Annotated in this window: 23 protein-coding genes; 12 read left to right on the top strand and 11 right to left on the bottom strand. The window is 63.3% G+C overall.

Going from position 1 to position 25,214, the window contains the following annotated elements:
• Positions 1-106: 106 nt before the first annotated feature.
• The 3 genes from AB8A33_RS23175 to AB8A33_RS23165 all read right to left on the bottom strand — a co-directional run bounded on the left by AB8A33_RS23175 (position 107) and on the right by AB8A33_RS23165 (position 3,379).
• Complete coding sequence (locus tag AB8A33_RS23175; RefSeq protein WP_439094902.1) at positions 107-1,339, bottom strand: lytic murein transglycosylase; 1,233 nt, start codon at positions 1,337-1,339, stop codon at positions 107-109.
• Between the two features lie 40 nt (positions 1,340-1,379).
• Positions 1,380-1,871 carry a GNAT family N-acetyltransferase gene (locus AB8A33_RS23170; RefSeq protein ID WP_439096019.1) on the bottom strand — a complete coding sequence of 164 codons (492 nt, stop codon included), beginning with the start codon at positions 1,869-1,871 and terminating at the stop codon, positions 1,380-1,382.
• 62 nt (positions 1,872-1,933) lie between these two features.
• Positions 1,934-3,379 carry a helix-turn-helix domain-containing protein gene (locus tag AB8A33_RS23165; protein ID WP_439094901.1) on the bottom strand — a complete coding sequence of 482 codons (1,446 nt, stop codon included), beginning with the start codon at positions 3,377-3,379 and terminating at the stop codon, positions 1,934-1,936.
• A gap of 184 nt (positions 3,380-3,563) precedes the next feature.
• Between AB8A33_RS23165 and AB8A33_RS23160 the strand changes: the two genes are divergently transcribed.
• The 3 genes from AB8A33_RS23160 to AB8A33_RS23150 all read left to right on the top strand — a co-directional run bounded on the left by AB8A33_RS23160 (position 3,564) and on the right by AB8A33_RS23150 (position 5,316).
• Positions 3,564-3,773 carry a DUF4170 domain-containing protein gene (locus tag AB8A33_RS23160; RefSeq protein ID WP_068733054.1) on the top strand — a complete coding sequence of 70 codons (210 nt, stop codon included), beginning with the start codon at positions 3,564-3,566 and terminating at the stop codon, positions 3,771-3,773.
• A gap of 250 nt (positions 3,774-4,023) precedes the next feature.
• Positions 4,024-4,578: a hypothetical protein gene (locus AB8A33_RS23155; RefSeq protein ID WP_439094900.1), complete on the top strand. Its 555-nt coding sequence runs from the start codon at positions 4,024-4,026 to the stop codon at positions 4,576-4,578.
• 27 nt (positions 4,579-4,605) lie between these two features.
• Positions 4,606-5,316 carry a glycine-rich domain-containing protein gene (locus AB8A33_RS23150; protein WP_439094899.1) on the top strand — a complete coding sequence of 237 codons (711 nt, stop codon included), beginning with the start codon at positions 4,606-4,608 and terminating at the stop codon, positions 5,314-5,316.
• 15 nt (positions 5,317-5,331) lie between these two features.
• On the opposite strand, the gene AB8A33_RS23145 is transcribed toward AB8A33_RS23150, so the two are convergent.
• Positions 5,332-6,216: a metallophosphoesterase family protein gene (locus AB8A33_RS23145; RefSeq protein WP_439094898.1), complete on the bottom strand. Its 885-nt coding sequence runs from the start codon at positions 6,214-6,216 to the stop codon at positions 5,332-5,334.
• Positions 6,217-6,354: 138 nt separating this feature from the next.
• Here AB8A33_RS23145 and AB8A33_RS23140 point away from each other — a divergent pair, with 138 nt between their 5' ends.
• A complete protein-coding gene (locus AB8A33_RS23140; protein WP_439094897.1) occupies positions 6,355-6,843 on the top strand; it encodes an NUDIX domain-containing protein in 489 nt (162 codons plus the stop codon).
• A 57-nt stretch (positions 6,844-6,900) separates the two neighbouring features.
• Positions 6,901-7,416, top strand: a complete 516-nt coding sequence (locus AB8A33_RS23135) for a GNAT family N-acetyltransferase (RefSeq protein ID WP_439094896.1) — start codon at positions 6,901-6,903, stop codon at positions 7,414-7,416.
• Between the two features lie 146 nt (positions 7,417-7,562).
• Here the strand turns inward: AB8A33_RS23135 and AB8A33_RS23130 are convergent, their stop codons facing one another.
• The 3 genes from AB8A33_RS23130 to AB8A33_RS23120 all read right to left on the bottom strand — a co-directional run bounded on the left by AB8A33_RS23130 (position 7,563) and on the right by AB8A33_RS23120 (position 11,547).
• Positions 7,563-9,914 carry a TonB-dependent receptor gene (locus tag AB8A33_RS23130; RefSeq protein WP_439094895.1) on the bottom strand — a complete coding sequence of 784 codons (2,352 nt, stop codon included), beginning with the start codon at positions 9,912-9,914 and terminating at the stop codon, positions 7,563-7,565.
• A 123-nt stretch (positions 9,915-10,037) separates the two neighbouring features.
• A complete protein-coding gene (locus AB8A33_RS23125) occupies positions 10,038-10,415 on the bottom strand; it encodes a DUF2946 family protein (protein ID WP_439094894.1) in 378 nt (125 codons plus the stop codon).
• A gap of 205 nt (positions 10,416-10,620) precedes the next feature.
• Positions 10,621-11,547 (bottom strand): LysR substrate-binding domain-containing protein, encoded by a 927-nt coding sequence (locus AB8A33_RS23120; RefSeq protein WP_439094893.1) that lies wholly within the window; start codon positions 11,545-11,547, stop codon positions 10,621-10,623.
• A gap of 101 nt (positions 11,548-11,648) precedes the next feature.
• On the opposite strand from AB8A33_RS23120, the gene AB8A33_RS23115 reads away from it, so the two are divergent.
• Both AB8A33_RS23115 and AB8A33_RS23110 read left to right on the top strand, forming a co-directional pair.
• Positions 11,649-13,367 carry an FAD-dependent oxidoreductase gene (locus AB8A33_RS23115; protein WP_439094892.1) on the top strand — a complete coding sequence of 573 codons (1,719 nt, stop codon included), beginning with the start codon at positions 11,649-11,651 and terminating at the stop codon, positions 13,365-13,367.
• Positions 13,364-14,350, top strand: coding sequence for a Bug family tripartite tricarboxylate transporter substrate binding protein (locus AB8A33_RS23110; RefSeq protein WP_439094891.1), 987 nt, complete (start codon positions 13,364-13,366; stop codon positions 14,348-14,350). The genes AB8A33_RS23115 and AB8A33_RS23110 overlap by 4 nt, the downstream gene beginning before the upstream one ends.
• A gap of 22 nt (positions 14,351-14,372) precedes the next feature.
• Here the strand turns inward: AB8A33_RS23110 and AB8A33_RS23105 are convergent, their stop codons facing one another.
• The 4 genes from AB8A33_RS23105 to AB8A33_RS23090 are packed head-to-tail and all read right to left on the bottom strand — an operon-like array spanning position 14,373 to position 21,204.
• Positions 14,373-16,436, bottom strand: a complete 2,064-nt coding sequence (locus AB8A33_RS23105) for a hypothetical protein (protein ID WP_439094890.1) — start codon at positions 16,434-16,436, stop codon at positions 14,373-14,375.
• Positions 16,437-16,445: 9 nt separating this feature from the next.
• Positions 16,446-19,259: a DUF4159 domain-containing protein gene (locus AB8A33_RS23100; protein WP_439096017.1), complete on the bottom strand. Its 2,814-nt coding sequence runs from the start codon at positions 19,257-19,259 to the stop codon at positions 16,446-16,448.
• Positions 19,259-20,200, bottom strand: coding sequence for a DUF58 domain-containing protein (locus AB8A33_RS23095; RefSeq protein WP_439094889.1), 942 nt, complete (start codon positions 20,198-20,200; stop codon positions 19,259-19,261). Before AB8A33_RS23095 ends, AB8A33_RS23100 begins: the two co-directional genes overlap by 1 nt.
• Positions 20,200-21,204, bottom strand: coding sequence for an AAA family ATPase (locus AB8A33_RS23090; protein WP_439094888.1), 1,005 nt, complete (start codon positions 21,202-21,204; stop codon positions 20,200-20,202). Before AB8A33_RS23090 ends, AB8A33_RS23095 begins: the two co-directional genes overlap by 1 nt.
• A 258-nt stretch (positions 21,205-21,462) precedes the next feature.
• Between AB8A33_RS23090 and AB8A33_RS23085 the strand changes: the two genes are divergently transcribed.
• From AB8A33_RS23085 to AB8A33_RS23065, 5 genes are read left to right on the top strand one after another with little or no spacing between them, the layout of a single operon-like run.
• Positions 21,463-22,074 (top strand): DUF1285 domain-containing protein, encoded by a 612-nt coding sequence (locus AB8A33_RS23085; protein WP_439096016.1) that lies wholly within the window; start codon positions 21,463-21,465, stop codon positions 22,072-22,074.
• A 35-nt stretch (positions 22,075-22,109) separates the two neighbouring features.
• Positions 22,110-22,793 (top strand): CoA pyrophosphatase, encoded by a 684-nt coding sequence (locus AB8A33_RS23080; protein WP_439094887.1) that lies wholly within the window; start codon positions 22,110-22,112, stop codon positions 22,791-22,793.
• Positions 22,790-23,053, top strand: a complete 264-nt coding sequence (locus AB8A33_RS23075; RefSeq protein ID WP_439094886.1) for a DUF6111 family protein — start codon at positions 22,790-22,792, stop codon at positions 23,051-23,053. Before AB8A33_RS23080 ends, AB8A33_RS23075 begins: the two co-directional genes overlap by 4 nt.
• A complete protein-coding gene (locus tag AB8A33_RS23070) occupies positions 23,050-24,303 on the top strand; it encodes a CCA tRNA nucleotidyltransferase (RefSeq protein WP_439094885.1) in 1,254 nt (417 codons plus the stop codon). The genes AB8A33_RS23075 and AB8A33_RS23070 overlap by 4 nt, the downstream gene beginning before the upstream one ends.
• 14 nt (positions 24,304-24,317) lie before the next feature.
• A complete protein-coding gene (locus AB8A33_RS23065; protein ID WP_439094884.1) occupies positions 24,318-25,181 on the top strand; it encodes a serine hydrolase domain-containing protein in 864 nt (287 codons plus the stop codon).
• Positions 25,182-25,214: the final 33 nt, after the last annotated feature.

The raw sequence follows: 25,214 nt of genomic DNA, 5'->3' as shown, positions 1-25,214 counted from the left end.
GATGCGGGTCAAAGCACAGCGGCGAGGCGGAGAAAGATGCTGTTGCATGGACTTGGGGCGCGGCTGGCCGAATTCAACCGCCCCAACGGTACAAAAGAGAAGAAATTTAGCGCCCGGATTTCAATGCTGCGAATAATTCGGCCGTCGGCCAGGAATCCGCGGGCAGGCCGAACTTGACCTGCATGGCCTTCACCGCCGTGCGGCTCTGCTGACCGAGGATGCCATCGATCTTGCCGACATTGAAGCCGCGCTTCACCAGCAGTTGCTGCAGCTCGCGCAATTCAGGATGTGACAGCTGCGCGACAGGGGCGGAGGGCTGCCGCATCTTGGACGCGCCATTGATGCGGGTGGCGAGATAGGCCGCGGTGGTCGAATAGATCAGCGAATTATTCCATTCGGTATAGGCGGCGAAATTCGCGTAAGCGAGGAACGCGGGGCCGTGCCGCCCCATCGGCAGCAGCAGCGAGGCCGGCATGGTGTCGTTGGGCAGTGGCCGTCCGTCGGGATAGCTGACGCCGAATGAGGCCCATTTGGCACGTGGCAACTGGATGGTGAGATCGGCCTGGTCCCACGGGATATTCTCGGTGATGCGCACCTCCTGCAGCCACGGTTCGCCGCGACGCCATTTCAAACCGGTGGAAATGTAGTGAGCGGTCGAGCCGATCACGTCGGCGGGGCTGCGCAGCAAATTGCGATGACCGTCGCCGTCATAGTCCACGGCATAGTTGAAATAATGCGTCGGCAGAAACTGCGTCTGGCCGAGTTCGCCGGCCCATGAGCCGATCATCTCGGCCGGCGAGAGATCGCCGCGATCGATGATCTTCAGCGCGGCGATGGTCTCGTCCTGAAACATCTTCGAGCGCCGGCAATCGTAAGCCAGCGACACCAGCGAGCGCAGCGTCTGCAGATTTCCCATCTGTACGCCGAAGTCGCTCTCCAGCGCCCAGAACGCGGCGATGACCGCCGGCGGCACGCCATACTCTTTCTCGGCGCGTGCGAAGGCCGCGGCATTCGCCTTGATCTTGAGTTGCCCGTTCTGCATCCGGTAATCCGCCGCCATGCGTCCGGCAAATTGCGTGAACAATTGCCCGAACACCCGCTGCCCGCGGTCGCGATTGACGATGCCCTGATCGTAGACGAGGTAGGGCGAGGCTTCCGCCATCGCGCGCTGCGATACGCCGGCAGCGACGGCCTGCTGTTTCAGGCCGGCGAGAAATTGATCGAAGCTCTGGCCGTTGTGACAGGCGGCGCGCTGCGCGGAGGCGGGGATGGTGAACAGCGTCAGGCTGGCCGCGAAAGTGACGAGGGCAAATGTTTTCAACGACGCTTTCCACCGCATGTGCTGAGTTCAACTTTCTGTCGTGCAAACTTTGTCCGACTCATCGTTCAATGACCCACCGTGTCACGGCCTGATGAAAATTCAACGGGCCGGGCACCGTCATGTGGGTCTTCACATACTTGAAGCCGGCTTTTTGCAGGGTTCTGTTCGGCCCAACATTGAAGGCATTCGGCTCGCAGAACAGCGATTTGAGCTTCAGCATGTCGAAATAGATCGCCGCGCTTCGGCGAACGCATTCTGTACCGATTCCGGTTTGTCGTCTGTCCGGCTGCAGCACGTGAAGATGCATGGTGGCGCTTTCGCCATAGACAATCTTGTCACAACTGGAAAACCCGATGGGCTGATCGTCCATTAGCCACAGCGCGACAACGGCGGCGCGGCGTTCCGGCGGGAGTGCATATTGTTGGGCGATGCGCTCCTGCCAGATATGCGCCGGCGGCATCCTGGTTGGATCGACGCCCATCGTTTCCAGGAATTCCGGCGCGGCATTGTGGAAATAGGTGCTGACGACGTGAGCTTCGGACGGCAGCATTTCCCGGACCAGCAACGTCATCAACGGCCTCAATGTTAGGGTTGATCGGGAGGACCCTGCAACTATAGTTCCCGCGCATTGCTGAAAGCAAATGACGAGACCCGCCGCGTATTCTCGTCCAGGATCAGGCTCCGCGTGATCGGCGGCTCGGCGCGCTGGCTACAGTTCTCGCGCTCGCAAAGCCGGCAGTTGACGCCAATCGGCGTGCCTTCGATCTTCTCCAGATCAAGCCCGGCCGAATAGGCCAGCTTGCCGGCATGGCGGATCTCGCAGCCGAGGCCGATGGCGAAGCGCGGTTGCGGCTGTGGATGCGGCGCTGCGGGCCTGCGCAGCGTCTGCGCGATGGAGAAGTAGCGGCTGCCATCGGGCAGTTCGATCACCTGGCTCAGCAGGCGGTCCGGCGTGTCGAAAGTCGAGTGCACGTTCCACAGTGGACAGGTGCCGCCGAATTTCGAGAACGGGAAGGTGCCCGACGAGAACCGCTTCGACACGTTGCCGGCATTGTCGATACGTAACATGAAGAACGGCACGCCGCGCGCATTCGGCCGCTGCAGCGTGGTGAGGCGATGACAGATCTGCTCGAAGCCGACATTGAAACGCTGACCGAGCACCTGCACGTCATAGCTCAGCGCTTCCGCCGCAGCATGGAACACCGCATAGGGCATTAGCGCCGCCGCGGCGAAATAGTTGGCCAGTGTGATGCGATAGAGCCGCCGCGTGGTGTCGTCGAGCGGGCCGGTGCGGCCGATGATGCTCTCGAAATTTGATGAGCACTCGACGAGACCGATCTGGAATGCGACCTGAAAGGCGCGGCCGGGCGCATCGACCATTTCGGAGATCAGCAATTGCCGGCGATGCCGGTCGAAACGTCTGAGCGTCTCGCGCATCACATCCACCGGCATGATGCGGGTGACGATCGAATACTTTTCGCGCAGCCGTGTGCTCAGGGCAGCAAACAGATCCTGAGACGGCACATTGATCTCGTCGCGCAGGCCCTCGGCCGCCGTTTCGAGTTCGGGAAAGTAGTTGCGGTTGGCCTCGATCAGGTCGCGCACGCGCTCGATCGGATTGGCCTCGAATGGCGCGCCCTCATGGCGATCGGCCATCTGCGCCGCCACCATGGTCTCGCCGCGCCGCGCTTCGGTATAGGCCGCATAGAGCCGCTGCAGCGCATGCGTGACGCCGGGACAGAGTTCGGCGAGATCGCGCAATTCCTGTTTCGGCAAATCGATCTGGCGAAACAGCGGATCGGAAAAGATCTCGTTCAGCTCGGCAAAGAAGCGGTCTTCATCCGCGGTCGCAAGATCGCGCAGATCGAGATCGTAGGTTTCCGCAAGTCGCAACAGCAATTGCGCGGTGACTGGCCGCTGGTTGCGCTCGATCAGGTTGATATAGCTCGGTGAAATGCCGAGCCCTTCGGCCATCTGGGTTTGCGACAGGCCCTGTTGCTGCCGGATGCGCCGGAAGCGCGGCCCCACGAACAGTTTCTTGCCAGACTCGCCTGCCATTGTTCCGTCGCCTGATTGTGACAAAATTTACAAAATTACATTTATTACAAGTCGCGATGTTACATCACATCACCATTCAAACACAAGGCATCTGGCAGTTTAAGCCGATATGGCGTTATCTGTTCACACGGTGAATGCATCGCATGTCACGAATGTCGATTTTAGGAATGAGCAGGAGCACGACATGTCACACGGTAGCAATTTCTGGGTCATCGGCGGCGAGTTCGGTTCGATGAACTTCCACAAGCTGGTTGAAGGCTCGGCCCAGGTGCAGGGCCCGTTCAAGACGCGCAAGCAGGCCGAAGAAGCCTGGAAGACCGTGTCGGAAGAGAATCGCCACCGTGCCGGTGTCCGCTTCTCCATCGTGGAAGAGCCGAGCCGCCAGGTCGCTTAGGACCGACACGTCGCCTGAGGCTGAGATCCCGAGCGGCGTCAGTGCCGCCGGATCGTCTCAAGCCTGTCGCTGATTTGCCCATAAGAAGACGTCCAAGGATATCAGCGGCCTCATTCGGACAACCGGGTGGGGCCGTTGGTACGTTCAGTGGCCAAGTCTCTGGAAACAAACGGCCTTTCCGGCACTCGTGGTTACTGATAGGTTACTGGCCGGTGGATGGCGCGCTCAGGCAGCCAGAAAGAGGTCCAGCGTGGCGAGTAACGGGACGAAGCCTGTCGAGGAAGCTAGGCCGCAGCGGCTGCGCGACGCGTTGCGTCAGGCCCGCATCGAGGCGGCCGATCGCACCGGTGTCGTCGTCGAATTGCGCGACGCCGAAGTGGCGCGCCTCGAGATCCTCAACGAGGCGCTCGATCCGCTGTTTGCCGAGATCCCTGTGGGCATCGAGATGTTCGACCGTGGCATCAGCCAAGGCGACACGCCGCGGCTGTGGATCGACATGGTCGCCCATGTCGCCATGGGACGCGACAAGCGCATGTATCGCTTCGTGCAGGACACCCGCCATGGCCGCGTTGTGCTGGCCGAGGCGCATGACGTTCCAACCATCGTGAAGGCGGTCACCGACTATATCGCGCGCCGCATGATCGAGCGAGAACATGCGCTGGTGACGATGCCGGCGCCGCTGGACGTGGATCCGCCCCCGGCGAAGAAGCCGCGCAGCCGGTTCTGGCCGTTTGTGTTTGGTGTTGCCTTTGGTATCATCCTGCTGTTCGGTTTGGCGATGATCACAGCTCTGCGCGGTTACTAACGGGCCGCAGACTTCCGGGGGGGGAGCTTGGTCTGGGTATCCGTGTTGATGCTCGCTGGCGTGGCGATCGTCGTCTACGCGCTTCGTGGCTGGCTTCAATTTCGCCGTTCCGAATTCATCCGCACCTATACGTGGCCGCGCGGACTGCTGGATCGCCTAGAAAAGCACCGTCCCGGTCTGGCGCGCAAGGATAGCGCGCTCGTATCCCATGGCCTGCGCCAATTCTTCATTGCCCATTTGATGAGTGGCCGGCGCTTCGTCTCGATGCCGTCGCAGGTCGCCGACGATCTCTGGCATGAATTCATTCTCTACACCCGCGATTACGAACAGTTCTGCCGCCGCGCGTTCGGCACGTTTCTGCATCATACGCCAGCGGTCATTCTGACCGAGCATCGCAAGGACAATGAGGGCCTACGACGTGTGTGGTGGTACTGCTGCAAATACGAGAATATCGATCCGGTAAATCCGACGCGGCTGCCTCTGCTGTTCGCGCTGGATGCGAAGCTGAAGATCCCCGGTGGCTTTGTCTATCGTCCGCAATGCGAGGCGCTCCGCCGTGATGGCTCCGGCGGAGCAGCACATTGCGGAGGCGATTTCGCCAATTCGTCCGTCGATGGCAGCACGGCCGGGTTCGGCGACGGGGGAAGCGATAGTGGTGGCGGTGGCGACTCCGGCGGCAGTGATGGCGGCGGGGGCGGCGACGGAGGAGGCGGTGGTTGTGGTGGAGGCGGCGACTGACGACTGCGCGCCGCGCTACACCAGCATCGTCCGCTTGATCTCATGCACCATATTGCGGTCGCCAAATCCCCGCACCGTTTGCTCGCAGCGCCAGCGCTCGCCGTCACGTTCGATGGCGAACAGATTGTAGGCTGACGCCGGCTTGTGGCCGTGCGCAACCGATGACGCCGACGGCACGCCGATAGCGGGAATGCGCCGCTGCGGGCCGTCGAACCACATGGTCGAATGAATGTGGTCGTGACCGTGCAGGATCAGTTCGACGCCGTGGCGCTTCAGCAGAATTTGTAGCGCATCGGAATCCGTCAGGCTCTTGTGCCTTTGCTTCGAGCGCAGCGGATGATGGATCAGCAGCACGCGAAACAGATGTGCGTCGGCGAGGCCGCCAAGCATAATGTTGAGCGCTCTAAGCTGTGCGTCGCCGAGCGAGCCCGTCGCCATGAACGGCGCGGTTGGCACACTCGACGACGCACCGATCAGTGCCAGCGATCCGCGGATACGCAGAAACGGAAAGCGCGTATCGGGGGTGCCGTCACTGCGCATATAGTCGCCGAAAGTCTCGGCGAAACGTTCGGGTGCTCCGCGCACATAGGCGTCGTGATTGCCCGGGACCAGCGAAACATGATCCGGCGGGCCCACGCTTTCGATCCAGCGCCGCGCGCGCGGGAATTCGGCTGCGAGCGCGAGATTGACGAGGTCGCCGGTCACCGCAATATGGTCCGGCTGCTGCGCCTGCATGTCGCTGACGATGACATCGAGCATGTCGCGGCGGTGGATCAAATGCCGGTTGCGCCGCCAGTTCAGATAGCCGAGCACGCGCTGTCCCATAAGCTCGCGCCAGTGCGGCTCCGGCATTGGCGGAACATGCGGATCGGACAGATGCGCGAGGGTGAATGCGGTCATGAAAAACGATCCGCCCCTGCGCGTGTGTGAACAAGCCGGTTCAATGCGCCCTCATGCCTGTGAAATCCCCGCATGTTTTGGCAAGGTGGGGCATATGACGCAAGCACCCACCGTGTCGCCAGCCAGGAATTTGCCGCGATGACCTCACCGACGTTGCGGCAGCGGCTGGAGCCGACCCTGCGCAAATTCGTGCATCTCTATTTCCGCGTCGCGCGCGGGATGACGCTTGGCGTCCGCGCCGTGGTGCTCGATGTGGATAACCGCGTGTTTCTGGTCCGGCACACTTATGTGACCGGCTGGTATCTGCCCGGCGGCGGCGTCGAGGTCGGCCAGACCTTTCGCGAGGCGCTGGACATGGAGCTGCGCGAAGAGGGGCGCATCGAACTCACCGGCGAGCCGGTTCTGCACGGCGTCTTCCTCAACAGCCACGTCTCGATCCGCGATCATGTGGCGGTCTATGTGGTTAGGCAGTTCCGGCAGGACCGGCTGCCCGAGCCCAATCGCGAGATTGCCGAAACCGGCTTCTTTGCCCTGGATGCCCTGCCTCACGACACCACCGAGGGCACGAGGCTGCGGCTGGCCGAGATCTTCGATGGGAAGCCGGTTAGCGCCACCTGGCGGGCATGATCCCCCTACGCCCGGGAATGGACCGCGCGCCCGCCAGATGCTATCTCGCCTCCCGACATGAATGACCTTTCTCTGACCATCCTGGCGGAAACCGCCAACGACGCCCAGATCATCGAACGGCTGCATGCCCGTACCTTCGGTCCGGGCCGTTACGTGCTGTCAGCCTATCGGCTGCGCGAACATGTCAGTCATCTGCTCGATCTGTCGTTTACAGCACGGATCGGTACGCTGCTGGTCGGCTCAGTGAGACAATTGCCGATCTGCGTCGGCGACACGCCGGCACTGCTGCTCGGGCCGCTGACCGTCGAGCCGCCGTTCCGCAGCCGCGGCGTCGGCCGCAAGCTGCTGGACCGTGCCATCGCCGATGCGCGCACAAAGGGTCACAAGCTGATCCTGCTGGTTGGCGACGAGCCCTATTACAGCCGGGTCGGCTTCAAGGCGATCCCGAAGGGCAATGTGACCATGCCGGGTCCGGTTGATCAGAAGCGGTTGCTAGTGCTGGAGCTGGTCGAAGGCGCGGCGGAAGGGCTCGTGGGCGCTGTCAGGCCGGACTGGGACGCGGCGAAGGCATAGCCACAAACTGTCACTCCGGGGCGCACGCAGCGTTAGCTGCGAGTGAATCCGGAATCCCGAAGTGCTTTGCATTGAGCTTCACGACGCCGGGATTCCGGGTCTGCGCCGAAGAGGGCGCAGCCTGGAATGACGAGTGTGTGTGGAAATCAGAACTTCACACTCGCAAATGCCCGCACGTTCAGCCCGGGCTGCAGCACGTTGTCCTTGTTATAGGACACCGCATTGCGAATGTTCTCGTTCAACAGATTGTTGCCGACCACGCCGACGGTCATTTCCTTGGCGCCGTAGATGCGCGGGTCGAGCAGCGTCTTGTAGCTCACTTCCGCCTTCAGCAGGTTGTAGCCCGATGTCGGTGTCTCCGCGATCGGAGCAATGTCGTTCTGCGCGAAGGCGTGCAGCATGTTCACGCGGGCGAACCAGTTGGCATCGCGCCAGAACAGACCGCCGCCGGCACGCACGGGCGGGATGCGCGGCACATTGGTGCCATCGCTGAAGGTCGCCCGCACGATGTCCGCCTGGGTCTCGATGCCCCATGTGCCGCCATAGATCTGCGCCACATCGAGCTGGCTCTGGAATTCGCCGCCGCGGAACGTGGCGTCGCGCTGCGAATAGATCGCCTGGTTCAGTTCGAGGCCGAGGCCCGCCTGGCAGACGCCGTCACCGCAGGTGTTGCCGGTCAGGCGGCGATAGATGAAGCCATTATACTGCGTGTAATAGCCCGTGAGTTCGAAGCGGAACGGACCGGCGGCGCGGCGCAGGCCGAGTTCGACCGACTTCGCGGTTTCAATGCCGAGATTCGGATTGCCGATATCGAAGGTCTCGGTTGCATCGTGTCCGCCGCGCGAGAACAGTTCGGCTGGTTTCGGCGCACGCTCGGTATATTGCGCGGTGATGCTGGCGGAGAGGCCATACCACGGCAGGTCCTGGATCAGGCCGATGCTGCCGCTCTTCGGCGTGAAGGTCAGGTTGCGCCCGACCGCCGGGCCGATCGCGCCGGGATCGGCATTGAGATCGAACTCGTTCGGGATCGACGACGGCGTCATGCCGGAGAGTTCGACATGCTCGATGCGGCCGGCGATCTGGGCCTTCGTGGTTTCGGTGAACTTGAACTCGTTGAAGCTGTAGCCCGCGACCCTGGTGTTCTTGTTCGGATCCCACAGGCCGTTGAGAGGGCTGCCGATGTCATCGGGGCTCGGTGCCGTCAGTTCCTGATGGTTGACCTGCAGGCCGAAGGCCGAGGTGATGGTGGCAAAGCGCGCGTTGAAGGGCATCATCTGCACTTCGAGCCGACCTTCTTGCTCCTTGTTGGTGAAGGTCTGGCGCACGCCGTCGCTGGTCGGGTCGGTCGCGTCCGCAAGACCGATTTCGTTGTGCTTGTAGTTCGTCGCGCCGACCCAGAAGCGGATCGCGTCGATGGCTGCGGCGTCCGGACGATACTCGCCCTTGGCCGTGAACTTGGTCTGCTGGCCGGCGATACGTGTGCCGACCTGGGCGCCTTCGACGCCCGGAATGCGATAGGTCGTGTTGTTCTGCGTGATCGCCGCACCGATATAGCCGCCGGTGAAGAAATACGAACCGCCGACCGAGGCACCGGCCGACTGGTTCGACGAATTCGGCTGCTTGCCGTTGAAGGCGAGGCCGGGCTCGGCATAGGGATAGCTCGGAACATTGTAGTCGCCGGCCTTGCGGCCATAGACGTCGGCATGGACGGCAACATTGCCGCCGCCGGCATCGAGCAGGATGCCGCCATCGACGCCGCGGTCTACTGAGCTGAACGAGGTGCGCACTTCGGCATTCATGCAGCCCGGCGCTGCGAGACCGGCAGCCGGTGCTTTCGCCGGCAGACCGTAGCTCTGGAACGGCGCCGCAACGGCGCAATTCGGCAGCGCATCGGGAATACGATTATTGGATGCGGACACTACGCCGCCGATCGACTGCGATCCGTAGCGTAGCGTCGCCGGACCGCGGATGACCTCGATCTGATTGGCAGCGAACGGATCGACGGGGACGAAATGATCCTCGCCGAGATCCGATGCGCCGTTGCTGCCGATGCCGTTCTCGACGATGCCGACGCGATTGACGTCGAGACCCCGTATGATCGGCCGGCTCGATGCACCCGGTGCGTAGCCGGAGCCGGTGATGCCGGGCTTGTTGGCGAGAAGATCGCCGAGTGTCGAGGCGCCGGAGCGGCGGATCTCGTCATTCGGCACCACCGTGACAGTGGCGAATTGATCGGTGACGATCGGGAGTTCGCCCTGCTGGGCCTGGACGGGCTCGGCCTCAACGGGGACCGGCACGGCGTTGCGGTTTGGCGCGGGGCGCGTGACATGCGTATGTGCGGTGCGCGACGGCACCGGCTTGCGGCGCACGATCGGGCTAGGCGCGGTGACTTCCACCGCCGGAAGCTGCGTCTGCGCGTGCGCAGATTGCGGGAGGCAGCTCAGTCCCACCACGGCGGATGTGCCGAGCAGGAGGGCGCGCTTGAATTGAATCGACATGGGTTTGTCCTGACTTCACCGGCTGCGCATCGTTGCGCTCGGGCCGGGACTCGCGGTGATGCGAATCTCACTTCGGTTGCACTGCGCGCGAGGAATTCGCGGCAGCGATCGTCAAAGGTGATGTCAGGATGTGGGAGGACCGCGCGGCTGCGATGCACCGCTGATAGCGTCGAGATGGTCGAATTCAGCTTCGGTGATCCGCTGCAGCAGGACGGCGGCCTGCGGCAACAGCAGGACTGGCGGCGCGGCAAACAGCGCCGTGCCAGCCATCGCCATGACAGCGCAGATCGCGCATGGGTCGGCGGCCCGATGATGGTGATCGGTCTCGGGAGCGGCCGGCGTCTGCGCAGCGTCGCCGGCGGAGAGGGCGATAGCGGAGTCGAGAGGGGCTGCGTGGACGATCCCGCCATGGACGTGTCCGAACGACAGAACGAGCTGCACCGCCAGCGCGAACAGCACCAGCTTTGCCCCATGTCTGATATTCGCGCGAAACCACTTCATGCCGACAAGGCTGCCCCGCATCGGCTGGCGGAAAGGTCTGCCAGCGCCGATGTTATAATGTAACATCGCGCGACAGGCGGCCGGGTGTCAACGGCCAGTCATCGCCGGACATAGAAACCGGGCAGGCTGTGGGATTACGGCAACGCTTCGCGTCGACGGATGTTGGCCAATCCACGCCAATGATGAGAGGGACCGAGATCGCGCGTTACGCCGTCGCGCGCCTTGCAATGGCTGTCGCGTGCGCGCTGGCCAGCACACGCGCCGTCATCTTCTGAAACTGCAGCGCTGCCGGGGACAGGCTGCGGCCGGTCTGCTGAATCCAGGACAATTGCCGGGTGATCGCGGGCCGTACGAGCTGGAAAGCGATCAGCCCCGGATATTGGTCGGTCGGCATCATATAGGAGGGCAAGATCGCATAACCGATGCCCTTCGCCGTCATCGAAAGCGCCGTGTTGATGAGCGACACTTCGTAGGTCGGGATGAGCACCTTGCCATCGCGTCCCAGCCGTCGGTCGATCTGTGCGCGGATCAGCGTGTCGCGGCGCATCGCGATGGTCGGCAGATCCGCAAGTTCATCCCACGATAGCGTTTGCATCGCTGCGATCGGGCAACCGGGCCAGCCGATGGCGCTGAGACGTCCTCTTACCAGAGGCGTCAGCGTCACCTCGGGCACCGGGCCATCCACGCTGCCGATGGCGAATTCGGCGTCCGACGCGAGCAGCGCGCTTACGAGTTGATCGGATGCGACATCGCGCATGATGACATCGACGTCGGGATAAGCGGTGCGGAATGTCGCGAGCACGGCCGGCATCAGCGCGGAGGCTGCACCGGCCGATGCGACGAAGACGACTGTGCCGCTGCGTGCTTCTGACAGGCTGCGCATCTGACGCGTGAGGCTGAGCGCGTCGCCCAATATACGCTCTGCGGCTCGGACAGCGTCGCGTCCGGCTGCGGTCGGTATACACGACCGTGTCGTGCGGTCGAACATTGGCAGGCCGAGCTGCAGTTCAAGTTGGCGGAGCAGGAGGCTGACCGCAGCCTGGGTGATGTGAAGTTCTTGAGCTGCGCGCGTCATCGAGCCTGTGCGACTGACCGCTACCAGTGCTTCCAGCTGGCGAAGGGTGATATTCATGAGGTAATCTTATCAATCAATACTGGAAAAGCGACTTCTCTTATCAAGAGTTGCGGCTAGCTTCAACGTAACGCGCGCAGACGCGGTCGAGGGAGCCAGCCATGCAAGACTATGAGACATCCGTCGTTATCGTTGGCGCAGGGCCTGTAGGCCTCACCGCTGCTCTGGACCTCGCATCCAGAGGGATAGACGTGATCATGCTCGAGACCCGGCGTGCCGGCGAGCCGCCCAATGTCAAATGCAATCATGTTTCGGCGCGGTCGATGGAGGTTTTTCGCCGGCTAGGCATCGTGGCCCAGATCCGCGACGCCGGTCTGCCGCCGGACTTTCCTAACGACTGTTCGTATCGCACCACCGCAACGGGTATCGAACTCAGCCGGATCGTCATTCCGTCGCGCGCCACGCGCTACACCGCAATAGACGGGCCTGACACATGGTGGCCGACACCCGAACCGCCGCACCGGATCAACCAGATCTATCTGGAGCCCGTGCTGTTTGCGAATGCCGCTGCCAATCCCAGGATCACGATTCTGTCCCGCACCGAGATGGTGCATTTTGATCAGGACATATCGGGCGTCTCGGTCGAGGCTCGTGGGCTCGACGACGATCGGTCCTTCACCATCCGTGCCCGTTTCCTCATTGGATGCGACGGCGGCCGCTCGTTGACGCGCAAGCTGATCGGCGCGTCTTTCGTCGGCACGCCTGTGATTCAGCGCGTCCAGTCGACCCTCATCGATGCGCCGGATCTGAAGACCCTGATGCAGCCCCACACACCAGCCTGGATGGTGCTGGCACTCAATCCGCAACGGACCGGCACTGTCGTTGCCATCGACGGGCATGACCGGTGGCTGATCCACAATCACCTCAAACCGGACGAGCCGGAATTCGACTCGGTCGATCGCGACTGGTCCATCCGTACAATTCTGGGCGTCGGCCCTGATTTCAATTACGAGGTCATCAGCAAGGAAGACTGGGTCGGGCGCCGTCTCGTCGCCGATCGCTTCCGCGACCGGCACGCCTTCATCTGCGGGGATGCCGCCCATCTCTGGATGCCTTACGCCGGCTACGGAATGAATGCGGGCATCGCGGATGCGGTTTCGCTGTGCTGGATGCTTGCAGCGTATCTCAATGGCTGGGCGGATGCCGGTCTGCTCGATGCCTATGCGGCCGAACGCCAGCCGATCACCGATCAGGTGTCGCGATTTGCGATGGAGCATGCGCTGGCGAGCATCAGCCAGCGCGGCGCAGTACCTGCGGTGATCGAGGAAGATAGCGAGGCGGGTGCGGCAGCGCGTGCCGCGGTCGGCCGTGCCGCCTACGATCTCAACGTGAAGCAATACTGCTGCGCGGGGCTCAATTTCGGTTATTTCTACGATCAGTCACCGGTCATCGCCTATGACGGCGAGGCGCCGCCGGCCTATACGATGGGCGATTTTGAACCCTCGACGGTGCCGGGCGCCAGGATGCCGCATGTTTGGCTGAGCGATGGCCGTTCGATCTTTGACGCGATGGGGCCCGGCTATACGCTTTTGCGCTACGATCCGACTTGCGACGTGACCGCGCTGAGTGAGGCCGCGCGGCGCAATGGAGTCCCCCTGACGGTGATTGATCTCTCGATGGCGGAAATCGGCGCAGCGCGGCCCACTGAAGCTTTGTTGCTGGTGCGGCCCGATCAGCACATCGCCTGGCGTGGCCATCTCGCTCCATCGGATCCCGAAGCGTTGATTCATCTCATCACCGGCAGAGCCGCGTCTGCACACCCGCACAGAGCCGCACACGAAAGCTCCGCTTCGCACACTGTTTCAGGAGCAATCGCATGACCGTATTCGCTCCTACCCGCAGGATGTTGCTTGCGGGCGCGGCCAGCTCGATCGTGGTCGGTACGACGGCGCCTGTGTGGGCCGCCTATCCTGACCAACTCATCAAGATTGTCGTCACCTTTCCGCCGGGCGGCAGCGCCGACATCTTCATTCGTGCGCTTGAGCCGGTGATCGCTGCAGATCTGAAGCAGGGCTTCATCATCGAAAATCGCGGCGGCGCGGGCGGCAATATCGGTATGCAGGCGGTGGCGCAGGCCAAGCCTGACGGCTACACCTTAGGCGTGGCGCCGGCAGGCGTATTGACCATCAACCCTCACATCAGCCCGGCGACGTCTTTCGATCCGATCAAGGATCTGGCACCGATTACGCTGCTCGCCGATATCCCGTTTGTGCTGGTCGCAGCGCCTGACGCCCCATTTGCCACGCTCAAAGAAGCGCTTGCGGCTGCTGCCGCAAAGCCCGGGCAACTATCGGTGGGCTATGGGGGCAACGGCACCGTGATGCACATGACGGCTGCGCTGTTTCTCCAAACAACGAATGTCAAACTGACTCTGGTTCCCTATCGGGGCACAGGGCCTGCGGTGACCGATGTCCTTGCCGGGCATATCCCGCTTGCGGTGCTGGACATCCCCAGTTCGTTGGAATTGATCCGTGCCGGCCGGTTGAAACCACTCGGTGTCACCAGCGCCAAGCGCGTGCCGTTTCTCGCCGACGTGCCCACACTCGATGAGCAGGGTATTGCGGGATTTGAATCGACCGGCTGGTTCGGCCTCGTCGCGCCCGCCGCGACACCCGGCGACATCGTGGCGCGTTTGAATGCCGCTTTCGTCAAGGCGCTGGGAGATCCGGATGTGATCGAGAAGCTGCGGACGATCGGTGCGCAACCGGCACCAACGACGCCAGAAGCCTTCGCCGCCTATATCCGCTCGGAAAGCGCCAAATGGGGGCGTCTCACGCGGGAGATGAACCTCGCGGCGCAATGACTAGCGCCGCGGTCAGTTCGTATTAGCGGCTTTCCCGGAGCCACGTCGCGGCGAAGGCGCCGAGCAGCAGCAACAGCCCGATCAGGCCGGCGAACACCGGTAGCACGCCAACGCCGCGGACCACGCTGGCGTCGCGCATATGCACGCCCATCCAGCCGTCGCCACGGAAGACGGTCGAGGAACGCACCGGCACGATACGCGGCAGCTCGATGCCCGGGCCTTCATTGATCCGTCGGGCGTCGCCGCCACTGGCCTGCGCCAGCGGCTTCAGCAACTCGGTGGTCGAGGTGACCTCGGAGAATTCCTTCGGGTTGATCGGGCCGACATTGATCAGTGCCTTCAGTGTGCCGTCGGTGGCCTGCCACAGGCCGAGTTCATCGGCCGGTGTGGTCGCACGCCACAGTCCGGGCTCGCCGGCACTGAGCGTTAATTCGCGGGTCTTGCCGGACGGCGAGGTGACCGTCACCGGCTGCACGGCATCGCCCATGGTTTGCCTGACGACGACAAGGTCCTTGCCCTGGCTCTGCAACTTCAGCGCTTCCTCATCGAGATCCGGCTGCTTCATCAGCCAGTGTGACATCCGCCTGAGAAGATCGAGATGCGGGCCGCCGCCTTCATAGCCGCGTGCCCACAGCCAGATATGATCCGACAGCAGAAGCGCGACGCGGCCTTCGCCGGCACGCGATAGCAGCAGCAGCGGCTGGCCATCGGCGCCGGTCATGACGGGCGGGGTGGTGGTGTTGCGGGTCTCGACGGTGCGGAAGAAGCGGCTCCATTTCGGTGGCTCGGAATTGGAGCCTTCGAGGCCGCGCGTCACCGGGTGACGTTTGCCGATATCGCTGAGATGCGCATAGAACGGTTTCTCGCTGACGCCCACGGGCTCGGCAGGGAGCACCGAATCCAGTGGCGTGCGCCAGATCGAGGTGTTCGACGCGTAGTCTGGCCCGGCCGAGACCAGCACGGCGCCGCCGGCGCGGACATAGCGCGCGATGTTGTCGAAATAGGCGATCGGCAGCACGCCCTGGCGGGCATAGCGATCGAAGATGATCAGCTGGAATTCGTGAATCTTCTGCTGGAACAGTTCGCGGGTCGGAAACGCGATCAACGACAGTTCATTGATAGGCGTACCGTCCTGCTTCTCCGGCGGGCGGAGAATGGTGAAGTGCACGAGATCGATCGACGCGTCGGACTTCAGCAAGTTGCGCCAGGTGCGCTCGCCGGAATGCGGCTCGCCAGAGACGAGCAGCACGCGGAGTTTGTCGCGCACGCCATCGATGGCGACCACGGCGCGGTTGTTGACCAGCGTGAGTTCGTTGTCGAGTGGCGAGGCTTCGATCTCGACGATGTTCGGTCCGGCATGCTTGATGTCGATGTCGACTGACACGGTCTGGCCGCTCAGGACGGTGCGCTCGCTCAGCGTATCGCCGTCGCGGCGAATGGCGACGCGGGCGCGCTCGCCGGTGACGCCCTGATCGTCGAGGCGGAATGTGACACGCTGCGACTGGCCGACGATGCCAAATCTGGGAGCAGCCGTGATGGCGATGCGGCGATCGCGCTCGTCCTTGCGGCCGGTGATCAGCGCATGGACCGGCGCATTGAAGCCGAGACCCGCGACATTGGCCGGGATGTCGTGGACGCGGCCGTCGGTGATCAGGAAGGCGCCGGCGACACGGTCTGTCGGCACGTCGGAGAGAGCGGAGGACAGTGCGCCGAACAGTTTGGTGCCATCGGTTTCGCCATCAGCCTGTCCGGCTTCGACGACACGGACTTCGAGGCCCTTGACCTGCTTCAGCCGGTCCACGAGCTGCTTCTGCGCTTCTTCGGTTTCCTTGGTGCGCTCGCCGAAATTCTGGCTCGGGCTCTTGTCGATCACCACCGCAGCGACGGATGTGAGCGGCTCGCGCTCTTCGCGCGTGAAGGAGGGATTGGCCAGCGCCAGTAGGATCAGCGCCAATGCGGCGACACGGACGGCGGCGCCACGCGCGCGGCCGAGCAAGAGCAGCGCTGATATCACCACGATGGCGGCGAGACCGATCCACAGCACGATGGTCGGGACGAGAGGTGTAAACGCGATGCCATATTGCATATCGCGCTCCTATTGTCCGAGACGTTCGATGAGCGCCGGCGCGTGCACCTGATCGGCCTTGTAGTTGCCGGTCAGCGTGTACATCACGATGTTGACGCCGGCGCGGAATGCGTATTCGCGCTGGCGCGGTTCGCCGGGTGTCAGCGGCAACATTGGCTGGCCGTCCGGCCGCATTGCCCAAGCACCGGCGAGATCGTTCGAGGTGATGATGATCGGCGACACGCCGTCGCCGCCGCGGGCTGGACGGGACGCTGCGTCATCGCCGTCGTCGCGCGGCAGCGTCTCGACCCAGGTCGGTCCGGAATTGAAGCGGCCGGGGAAGTCGCGCAGCAGATAGAAGGTTTTGGTCAGCACGTGTTCGCGCGGCACCGGCTCGAGTTCGGGTACGTCGAGTGATGAGAGGATGTTGCGCAGCGTCAGCATACCCGGCGTTTGCGACTCGCCATTCGGTCCGGGCGGGGCTTCGACGGCATCGCGGGTATCGAACAGCACCGTGCCGCCCTGCTTCATATAGGCGTCGATGCGATTGATGGCGTCCTGCGGCGGCTTGGCCGCGCCGGGAATGATCGGCCAGTAGATCAGCGGGAAGAACGACAGTTCATCGCGCGCCGGATCGACGCCAACGGGCTCGCCGGCTTCCAGCGCAGTGCGCTGCGCGAGAAACAGCGTCAGCCCGGTCATACCGGATTTGACGATCGAGTCGACGTCGGCATTCCCGGTGACGACATAGGCCAGACGCGTCTGGGATACCGATTTGACCGCGAAATCATCGCTGGCCGGATCGGCACGTGACGGCGTCGGCGAGCCCATCACACTCGTCAGAGCGAGAGCAACTGCGAGTGCGGTAGACACAGCGCGGCGGCGGAACATCGCGGCAATCGCGCCGCCAAGCAGCGCGACGATGATCGCGTCCACCAGAAACAGCACCAGCGCTGTGGAGAGCAGGATGCCGCGAAGGTCGCGCGGTTCGGCATTGGTGTAGCTGGCACGGTTCGCTTTCAGGCCTGAGAAATCGATCGACCCAATGCGATCGGCCGATGCCAGTGCATTCACCGCGAGCGGACCATCGGCAGGGCCATAGAAGCCCGGCGGGTGATCGAGCGTGGCGCGATCGCGATAGTCAGCGGCGAGCGGCTTGGCCGTCGACGGCGGCGGCGTGAAAGCACCGAAACCGTCAAGCGTACGCAGCGGCGCCACAGTCTCCGCGCCGGTCTCGCCGGCGACACCTGCGCCGGGCGTGGATGTGTAACCGGAGATATCGACGACCCTGCGCAGCATCTCTACGAAGGTGCCAGACAATGGCAGGTCCGACCAGCGCATATCGGCGCTGACATGGAATAGCGTCACAAGACCCTTGCCGCGGCGTTCGCCGGTGACCAGCGGCGTGCCGTCGACCAGCGACGCCCAGCTCTTTGAGGCCAGCGCTGCATTCGGCTCAGCAAGCACCTGGCGGTTCACGGTGATGTCTTTCGGGACGGGGAGACCGGCGAACGGTCCATCGGCGGCGAAAGACGCCAGATGCTGCGGCTTCTCCCAGGTCAGGCTGCCGCCGAGGCTACGGTCGCCGCGGCGCAGTTTCACCGGCACCAGATCGTCGTCGCCTTGGGCCAGACGAGGCCCGGCAAAGCGCACCAGCACGCCGCCTGCATCGATCCAGCTATTGAGGCGCTCGCGAATCTCCGGCGACAGCGTGCCGACATCGGCCAGCACGATCATCGGCAGTTTCTGATCGAGGAACTGCGTGATCGCCTGCTGCGGCGCGCCGCGATCGCCGAGGCGGACGTCGGCGAATGGCGCCAGGGCGCGCGTCAGATAGAAGGTCGAGGCCAGCAGCGGCTGCGCGGTGTCGTTGGTCGCACCCGATACAATGCCGATGGCGCGACGGCGCCAGCGCTTGTCCAGCAGTTGCACGGCGCCGGCGGAACGCTCGCCGGCGATTTCCAGTCGCGCGATGTCGTTGCGCAATTCGACCGGCAGATCGAACGACGCTTCAGTCTCGCGGTCGTTCGGCGTGAACAGGAACCTGGCTTCGCCGACCGGCGAGCCCTTCTGGTCGAGGCCGCGCACCACGCCGCCGTCCGGACTGCCGCTATTGGCGCGCAGTACCTTCACGGTCATTTTCGCCGCGGCATTCTCCGCTGCCACCAGCGCATGGGCCGGCGTGGCGCCGCCGTCATAGATGGTCAGCGTGCGGTCGCCGATGGTCTTCGCGAGACCCTGCGTAAAGTCAGTGCCGCGGCCGGTGTCGACGCCATCCGAGAGCCAGACGATTTCGCTGTCGCCTGTGGCTTTCAGGAAGCGCTCCAGCGCCGGCAGCGTATCGACGCGGTCGATCGCAAAAGGCTTCGGCGAAAGCTGACGCAGCGCGACGCGGGCAGTGCCGCCGGGCAGCAGCGTAATGTCGCGGTTCGGCTCCGACAAGGGAACGAGGGCAACGCCGCGGCGGTTGCTGTCGGCATTGGCAATCAGCTCATCCGCCGCTCTGACGCGCGCATCCCAGCTTGCTGCAGCGCTCCAGCCGTCATCGAGCAGGATTGTTAGAGGCGCGTTGCTGCCGGCCGTGCCGGTTTGCGGATTCCAGATCGGGCCGGCCGCGGCAAAGATGATCAGCGCTGCAGCCAGCAGGCGCAGCAGCGTCAGCCACCATGGCGAGCGCGACGGGGTTTCTTCCTTTGGCGTGATATCGAACAGCAGCCGCGTAGGCGGAAACGCGATGCGCTGTGGGCGCGGCGGCATCACGCGCAGCAGCCACCACAGCACGGGAAGACTGATCAGGCCGAGCAGCAGCAGCGGTTGGGCAAAGGCGAGCGGGAAGCCACCGATCATGCTGAACGTCCTGCCTTGACCATGCCGCCGCCGGCAGATTTGCTGACCATCATGCCGCCATGCAGGAACAACAGCAGCTCAGCCGCCGAGCGGCTGGTGGTATGTGTCGAGAACAGCCAGCCGAGCTTGGCCGTCTCGGCACGGATTTCCTCGCGATGTGCGGCGACGCGGGCGACGTAGTCCTCGGCCCAGGTCTGCGCGCGGCCCGCGGTGATGACATTGCCGCTTTCGGGCTCGACGAATTCGACGCGGCCGGAATAAGGGAAGCTCTCCTCGGCTGGGTCGACGACCTGCACCAGAGCGCCATGCGCGCCGGACGACGAAAGTCCCGCCAGCATTTCCTTGATCTCCGGCATCGGCGACCAGAAGTCGCCGAGCACCACGATCTCGGCCAGCGCAGACGGCACGAACGAAGGAGGCAGGCTGGCGCGGCTTGTCGTGTCGTGCAGCATCGCCTGCGCCATCTTGTCGATGACGCTGCGGCTCGATGTCGGATTCATCAGGCCGGGCACGCCGACGCGCTCACCGCCAGCCACCAGCAATTCAGCCAGCGCGAAGGTGACGATCAGCGCGCGTTCGAGCTTGCTGTCGCGTGCGCCTTTCGATGCGAAAGCCATCGACAGCGAACGGTCCGGCCACAGCCAGACGGTGTGCGCGGCTTCCCATTCCTGCTCGCGGACATACAAATGATCGTCGCGCGCCGAGCGACGCCAGTCGACATTCTGCGACGGCTCGCCTGAGACGAAGCGACGATATTGCCAGAAACTTTCGCCATGGCCGGCGCGGCGCCGGCCATGCAGGCCATGGATGACGGTCGCAGCAATACGCCGGGCCTCCAGCACCAGACGCGGCAGCGATGCAGCAAGCGTACGGCTTTCACCATCGGCGCGGCGGACTGCGATGATCTCCTGCGTGGCGTGATCCGGCACTGCGGCCATTAACCGATCCGCGTCTTGAGCTGACGGATGACGTCGGGGACCGTGCGACCTTCGGCACGCGCCGAGAAGGTCAGCGCCATACGATGCTTCAGGATCGGCTCGGCGAGATCGAGCACGTCGTCGATCGACGGTGCGAGACGGCCATCGAGCAATGCACGCGCGCGCACGGCCAGCATCAGCGACTGTGAGGCGCGGGGACCGGGGCCCCATGCGATCAGCTTGCTGGCATCGCCGGCATCCGGCCCCGGACGTGCCGAGCGCACGAGCGTCAGTATCGCCTCGACCACGCTGTCGCCGACCGGCAGACGGCGCACCAGGCGCTGTGCTGTGATCAGCGTGTCGGCAGTCACGGCAGCCTTGGCGATGGTTTCTTCGGCGCCGGTGGTTTCGAACAGGATGCGGCGCTCGGCATCGCGATCGGGATAATCGACGTCGATTTCCATCAGGAAGCGGTCGAGCTGCGCTTCCGGCAGCGGATAGGTGCCTTCCTGTTCCAGCGGATTCTGCGTCGCCAGCACATGGAACGGCTTCGGCAGGTCATGACGCGCGCCGGCCACCGTGATGTGCTGCTCCTGCATCGCCTGCAGCAATGCCGACTGCGTGCGCGGCGAGGCGCGGTTGATTTCGTCGGCCATCAGAAGCTGCGCGAACACAGGTCCCGAGATGAAGCGGAACGAGCGCTTGCCGGCGACGCTCTCGTCCAGCACTTCGGCGCCGAGAATATCCGAGGGCATCAGGTCGGGGGTGAACTGGATGCGCTTGGCGTCGAGGCCGAGCGTGACGCCCAGAGTTTCCACCAGCTTGGTCTTGGCGAGGCCGGGGACGCCAATCAACAGCGCGTGGCCGCCGGACAGGATCGTCACCAACGTGTTTTCGACGACGCGTTCCTGGCCGAAGATGACAGTGGAGATCGCGTCCTTGGCGGCGCGCATCTGGCCAGCCACCTGTTCCGCGGAGCGGACAATCACGTCTTCGAGTTTCTCGACACTGTCAGCGCCAGCCATCCATTGCTCCTTCGGGTGAACGGCGCCTGAAATACGCCGCCGCATTTGTCGTCACGCCTTAGTATTCCATGGACCTGATGCTAAACTTAAGCGAAGGCCATGTATTTGTTGAATTAAACTATCCCCACAATATCGGGATGCGGCTATGAACTGCATCACGTTGTGGCGAGTTTGAATGTGACACCGCACGTTTCAAGACTTGAGATTCAAGACTTGCACCAAACGTGCCAAATGGCAGTGGTAAAGTCAGGGCAAACAATGGCGAAGCAAGGGCAGATCGCAAATCAGGGGCTGGATGGCCTGACCATTGCGGCGAAGGATGCGGCGGCCAACGGTAAAGCCGGCAAGGGCCTGCCGCCGGTGCATTTGTGGAATCCGCCATTCTGCGGCGATCTCGACATGCGAATCGCTGGCGACGGTACGTGGTTCTATTTAGGAACGCCGATCGGCCGGCCCGCTTTGGTGCGGCTGTTCTCAACGATCCTGAAGCGTGAGGACGGCAAGCACTTTCTCGTGACCCCCGTGGAAAAGATCGGCATCACCGTCGACGATGCTCCTTTTCTCGCCGTCGAGATGCTCAAGGAGCAGGACACGCGCGGCACGACGTTGAAGTTTCGCACCAATGTGGACGATTGGGTGGAGTGTGACAGCATACACCGGCTGCGATTCGAGATGGCTGAGGACGGCGGGCTGACGCCCTATCTGCATGTCCGCAGCGACCTGTGGGCCAAGGTGACGCGGGCGATCTATTACGATCTGGTTGACATGGGGGAGGAGCGGATGGTCGATGGTACCGCGATGTTCGGCATCGCCTCTGCGGGCGCGTTTTTCGCCATGGCCGATGCGCAGCAAATCAGGGAAGCCACCTAAGTGAGCCGATTGAAGTGAGCCGGACGAGTGAGCCGATGCTGAAGACCGACGCGGACGCTGCGGATATCGGCGAATCCCGTCTGTACAACTCGGCTGAGTTTTTCAAACGTGCGAGGGCACGCCTGAATTTCGATGTGCCCGAGGGGCTCACGGACGCCAGCATCATTCCCGTCACCGGCGATGCCGGGAACGACCGCATGATCCAGATTGTGGCGCAGGAGCGGCCGATCCGCCCGGCCGCGGTCCTGATCGGCATCGTCGAACACGAACAACCAACCGTGCTGCTCACCCAGCGCTCCGCGCATCTCAACGATCATGCCGGACAGATCTCGTTTCCCGGTGGCAAGATCGATCCGACCGATGCCTCGCCGCTGGACGCTGCGTTGCGCGAAGCCGAGGAGGAAATCGGCCTCGATCGCTCCTTCGTCGAGCCGATCGGCTATCTCGATCTCTATGCGACCGGCTTCGGCTTTCGAATCCTGCCGACACTGGCGCGGGTGAAGCCAGGCTTCGGTCTCACGATCAACGAGAACGAAGTCGAAAGCGCGTTCGAGGTGCCGCTGGCGTTTCTGATGGACCCCGCCAATCATCAGCTGCACAGCAAGGAATTCCGCGGCATGGAGCGGTCCTATTACGCGATGCCGTTCGCCGAACGTTATATCTGGGGTGCCACCGCCGGCATCCTGCGCGTGCTGTATGAACGGATCGTGCTGACATGATCCGTCCGATTCTGACCGAAGTCGGCATTTTCCTCATCCCGTTTGCGCTCTATGCCATTTTCCTGATCGCGACCAAGAATGGCGTGACGCTGAAATCGTCATGGCCGATCGCGGTGATGATCAAGCTCGCTATCGCAGCCGCTGGGCTGGTGATCGTCAGTCTGGTGCTCCTGGCTCAATTCTCTGGCGCACCGCCGGGATCGACCTATGTCCCTGCGCATATCGAGAATGGCAGGCTCGTCCCGGGGGTCGAAAAATGAGTTTGCGCAAACTGCACGACGCGCCGTGGCTCACGTCAGGACCGTCCGGGCAGGTGCTGGCGCTACTTAATGGCAATGGCGAGGAAGCTCGCGCGGTCGGCGGCGCCGTGCGCAATGCCCTGATGAAATTGCCGGTGGGCGAAATTGATATCGCCACGACGGCCCTGCCCGACGAAGTGATCCGCCGCGCCAAGGCGGCCCATATCAAGAGCGTGCCGACGGGCATCGAGCACGGCACGGTGACGCTGGTAGTCGACGGGGCGCCGTTCGAGATCACGACATTGCGCGAAGACGTCGAGACCTTCGGCCGCAAGGCCAAGGTGGCGTTCGGGCGCGACTGGAAGTGCGATGCCGAACGACGTGATTTCACGATGAACGGTCTTTCGGCATCTATCGACGGCGTGGTGCATGATCATGTTGGCGGCCTGTCCGATCTCGATGCCCGGCGGGTGCGCTTCATCGGCGATCCCGACCGGCGCATCGCCGAAGACTATCTGCGCATTCTCAGGTTCTTCCGCATTCATGCCGCCTATGGCGCCGGGACGCCGGATCGCGAAGGTTATCTCGCCAGCATTCGCGGCCGCGATGGACTGGCGGGAATATCCGCCGAACGTATCCGGATGGAGTTGCTCAAGCTGCTGATGGCCGATGGGGCCTTCGCGGCGGTGGATGCGATGGTCGATGCCGGCCTGATGCTGCGGATCGCGGGCGGCGTCACCTACAAGGGACCATTCGCGGCGATGATCGCCATCGAGCAGGTGCTCGGGCAAAAACCCGATGCGGTTCTGCGGCTTGGCGCGCTTGGCGTGGCTGTCACCGAGGATGCGCGGCGGCTTGCGCAAAAGCTGCGGCTGTCCAATGACGAAACCAAGGCCCTGGATTCCATGGGCCATCGCTGGTGGCGACTGAAGGGCATGGACGAATCCCACGCGCGGCGTCGGCTCTATCGCTTGGGCGAAACCCGTTATCGCAATCGCATGATGCTGGCCTGGGCCCGCGCCGGCCGCGATGCCGACAGCGAGGCCTGGAAGGCGCTCGTAACCTTGCCCGAACGATGGACCCCGCCGGTGTTTCCGCTCAAGGCGGCCGACTTCATGGCGCGCGGCATCGCCAAGGGGCCGGCGCTCGGCCATGTGCTGGCGCTGGCGGAAGATGCTTGGCTGGCGCTGGATTTCCCGATGGAGGTCGATGTGATGACGGTCATCGCTGATCAGACGATCGCGCGCTTCAAGCACGACCATCAGCTCTGAGGCCTGACGGCGCCATGAAGCATGTCATTCGCCCCGGTTCTGCCGATGTCAGCGAGGATGCGGATGTCGTCGTGCCGTGGTGGAGTTTCACCAAGACGCTGATCGCGGCCACGGCGCTGACCATGGTGCGCGACGATCAATTGGCGCTGGATGAGAGCCTGCCAGGCCAGACCTTCACGCTGCGCCAGTTGCTGCAGCATCGCGCGGGTCTGACGGATTACGGTTCACTTCCCGCCTACCATGCGGCCGTCGCTGCCGGTGAAGACGCGTGGCCGGTGGACCGGCTGCTGCACTCAGTTTCTGCTCTGCATGCCGGAATTGAGCCGGGCCATTTCGCCTATTCGAATGTCGGCTATTTGCTGGTCAGGCAGCATCTCGAACGCGTGAGCGGGCTGACGCTTGATGCCTTGATGCGTCGACGGTTGTTCGAACCCTTCGGGGGCGCCGGACCGTGCGTCGCTGATCAGCGCGGCGATCTCGCGGATGTCCAGATGGGCGATGTGCAGTCTTACGATCCGCGCTGGGTCTATCACGGGCTGGCGGTCGGAACATTGCGAGATGCCGCAATGTTGTTGCACCGCTTGATGACGACGGACTTGTTGCGTGCAGGGCTACGCGACGAGATGTGCCACGGGATCGCAGTGGGTGATCCCGGTGCAGGACGTCCATGGCAACACGCGGCTTACGGCCTTGGCGTTATGGTTGGAACGACAACCAGTAATTTACGCGTCGCCGGGCACACCGGCGGCGGTCCGGGCGGCGGCATTGCCGTCTATCATTGTCCCGAACATAGGCAAGCGACCGTCGCGGTCTTCGCGACCGGCGGCACTGCGGGTCATATCGAGGCGGATGCGTTCGAACTTGTTCTTCAAGGCTGACCGACAAGCTGCCGCCGGACATTTGCGCCCGGC

Origin of the sequence: Tardiphaga sp. 813_E8_N1_3, from assembly GCF_051811025.1 — a bacterium.
Lineage (GTDB): Bacteria > Pseudomonadota > Alphaproteobacteria > Rhizobiales > Xanthobacteraceae > Tardiphaga.
The sequence above is the reverse complement of the archived record's forward strand: the minus strand, read 5'-3'. Positions and strand labels throughout refer to the sequence as shown.

Coding starts and splice junctions, on each gene's coding strand:
- AB8A33_RS23075 (WP_439094886.1), top strand. CDS start 22,790: ATGATCCGTCCGATTCTGACCGAAGTCGGCATTTTCCTCATCCCGTTT.
- AB8A33_RS23130 (WP_439094895.1), bottom strand. CDS start 9,914: ATGTCGATTCAATTCAAGCGCGCCCTCCTGCTCGGCACATCCGCCGTG.
- AB8A33_RS23105 (WP_439094890.1), bottom strand. CDS start 16,436: ATGCAATATGGCATCGCGTTTACACCTCTCGTCCCGACCATCGTGCTG.
- AB8A33_RS23095 (WP_439094889.1), bottom strand. CDS start 20,200: ATGGCCGCAGTGCCGGATCACGCCACGCAGGAGATCATCGCAGTCCGC.
- AB8A33_RS23165 (WP_439094901.1), bottom strand. CDS start 3,379: ATGGCAGGCGAGTCTGGCAAGAAACTGTTCGTGGGGCCGCGCTTCCGG.
- AB8A33_RS23175 (WP_439094902.1), bottom strand. CDS start 1,339: ATGCGGTGGAAAGCGTCGTTGAAAACATTTGCCCTCGTCACTTTCGCG.
- AB8A33_RS23110 (WP_439094891.1), top strand. CDS start 13,364: ATGACCGTATTCGCTCCTACCCGCAGGATGTTGCTTGCGGGCGCGGCC.
- AB8A33_RS23085 (WP_439096016.1), top strand. CDS start 21,463: ATGGCGAAGCAAGGGCAGATCGCAAATCAGGGGCTGGATGGCCTGACC.
- AB8A33_RS23170 (WP_439096019.1), bottom strand. CDS start 1,871: ATGCTGCCGTCCGAAGCTCACGTCGTCAGCACCTATTTCCACAATGCC.
- AB8A33_RS23135 (WP_439094896.1), top strand. CDS start 6,901: ATGAATGACCTTTCTCTGACCATCCTGGCGGAAACCGCCAACGACGCC.
- AB8A33_RS23145 (WP_439094898.1), bottom strand. CDS start 6,216: ATGACCGCATTCACCCTCGCGCATCTGTCCGATCCGCATGTTCCGCCA.
- AB8A33_RS23115 (WP_439094892.1), top strand. CDS start 11,649: ATGCAAGACTATGAGACATCCGTCGTTATCGTTGGCGCAGGGCCTGTA.
- AB8A33_RS23120 (WP_439094893.1), bottom strand. CDS start 11,547: ATGAATATCACCCTTCGCCAGCTGGAAGCACTGGTAGCGGTCAGTCGC.
- AB8A33_RS23070 (WP_439094885.1), top strand. CDS start 23,050: ATGAGTTTGCGCAAACTGCACGACGCGCCGTGGCTCACGTCAGGACCG.
- AB8A33_RS23140 (WP_439094897.1), top strand. CDS start 6,355: ATGACCTCACCGACGTTGCGGCAGCGGCTGGAGCCGACCCTGCGCAAA.
- AB8A33_RS23125 (WP_439094894.1), bottom strand. CDS start 10,415: ATGAAGTGGTTTCGCGCGAATATCAGACATGGGGCAAAGCTGGTGCTG.
- AB8A33_RS23065 (WP_439094884.1), top strand. CDS start 24,318: ATGAAGCATGTCATTCGCCCCGGTTCTGCCGATGTCAGCGAGGATGCG.
- AB8A33_RS23090 (WP_439094888.1), bottom strand. CDS start 21,204: ATGGCTGGCGCTGACAGTGTCGAGAAACTCGAAGACGTGATTGTCCGC.
- AB8A33_RS23080 (WP_439094887.1), top strand. CDS start 22,110: ATGCTGAAGACCGACGCGGACGCTGCGGATATCGGCGAATCCCGTCTG.
- AB8A33_RS23160 (WP_068733054.1), top strand. CDS start 3,564: ATGTCACACGGTAGCAATTTCTGGGTCATCGGCGGCGAGTTCGGTTCG.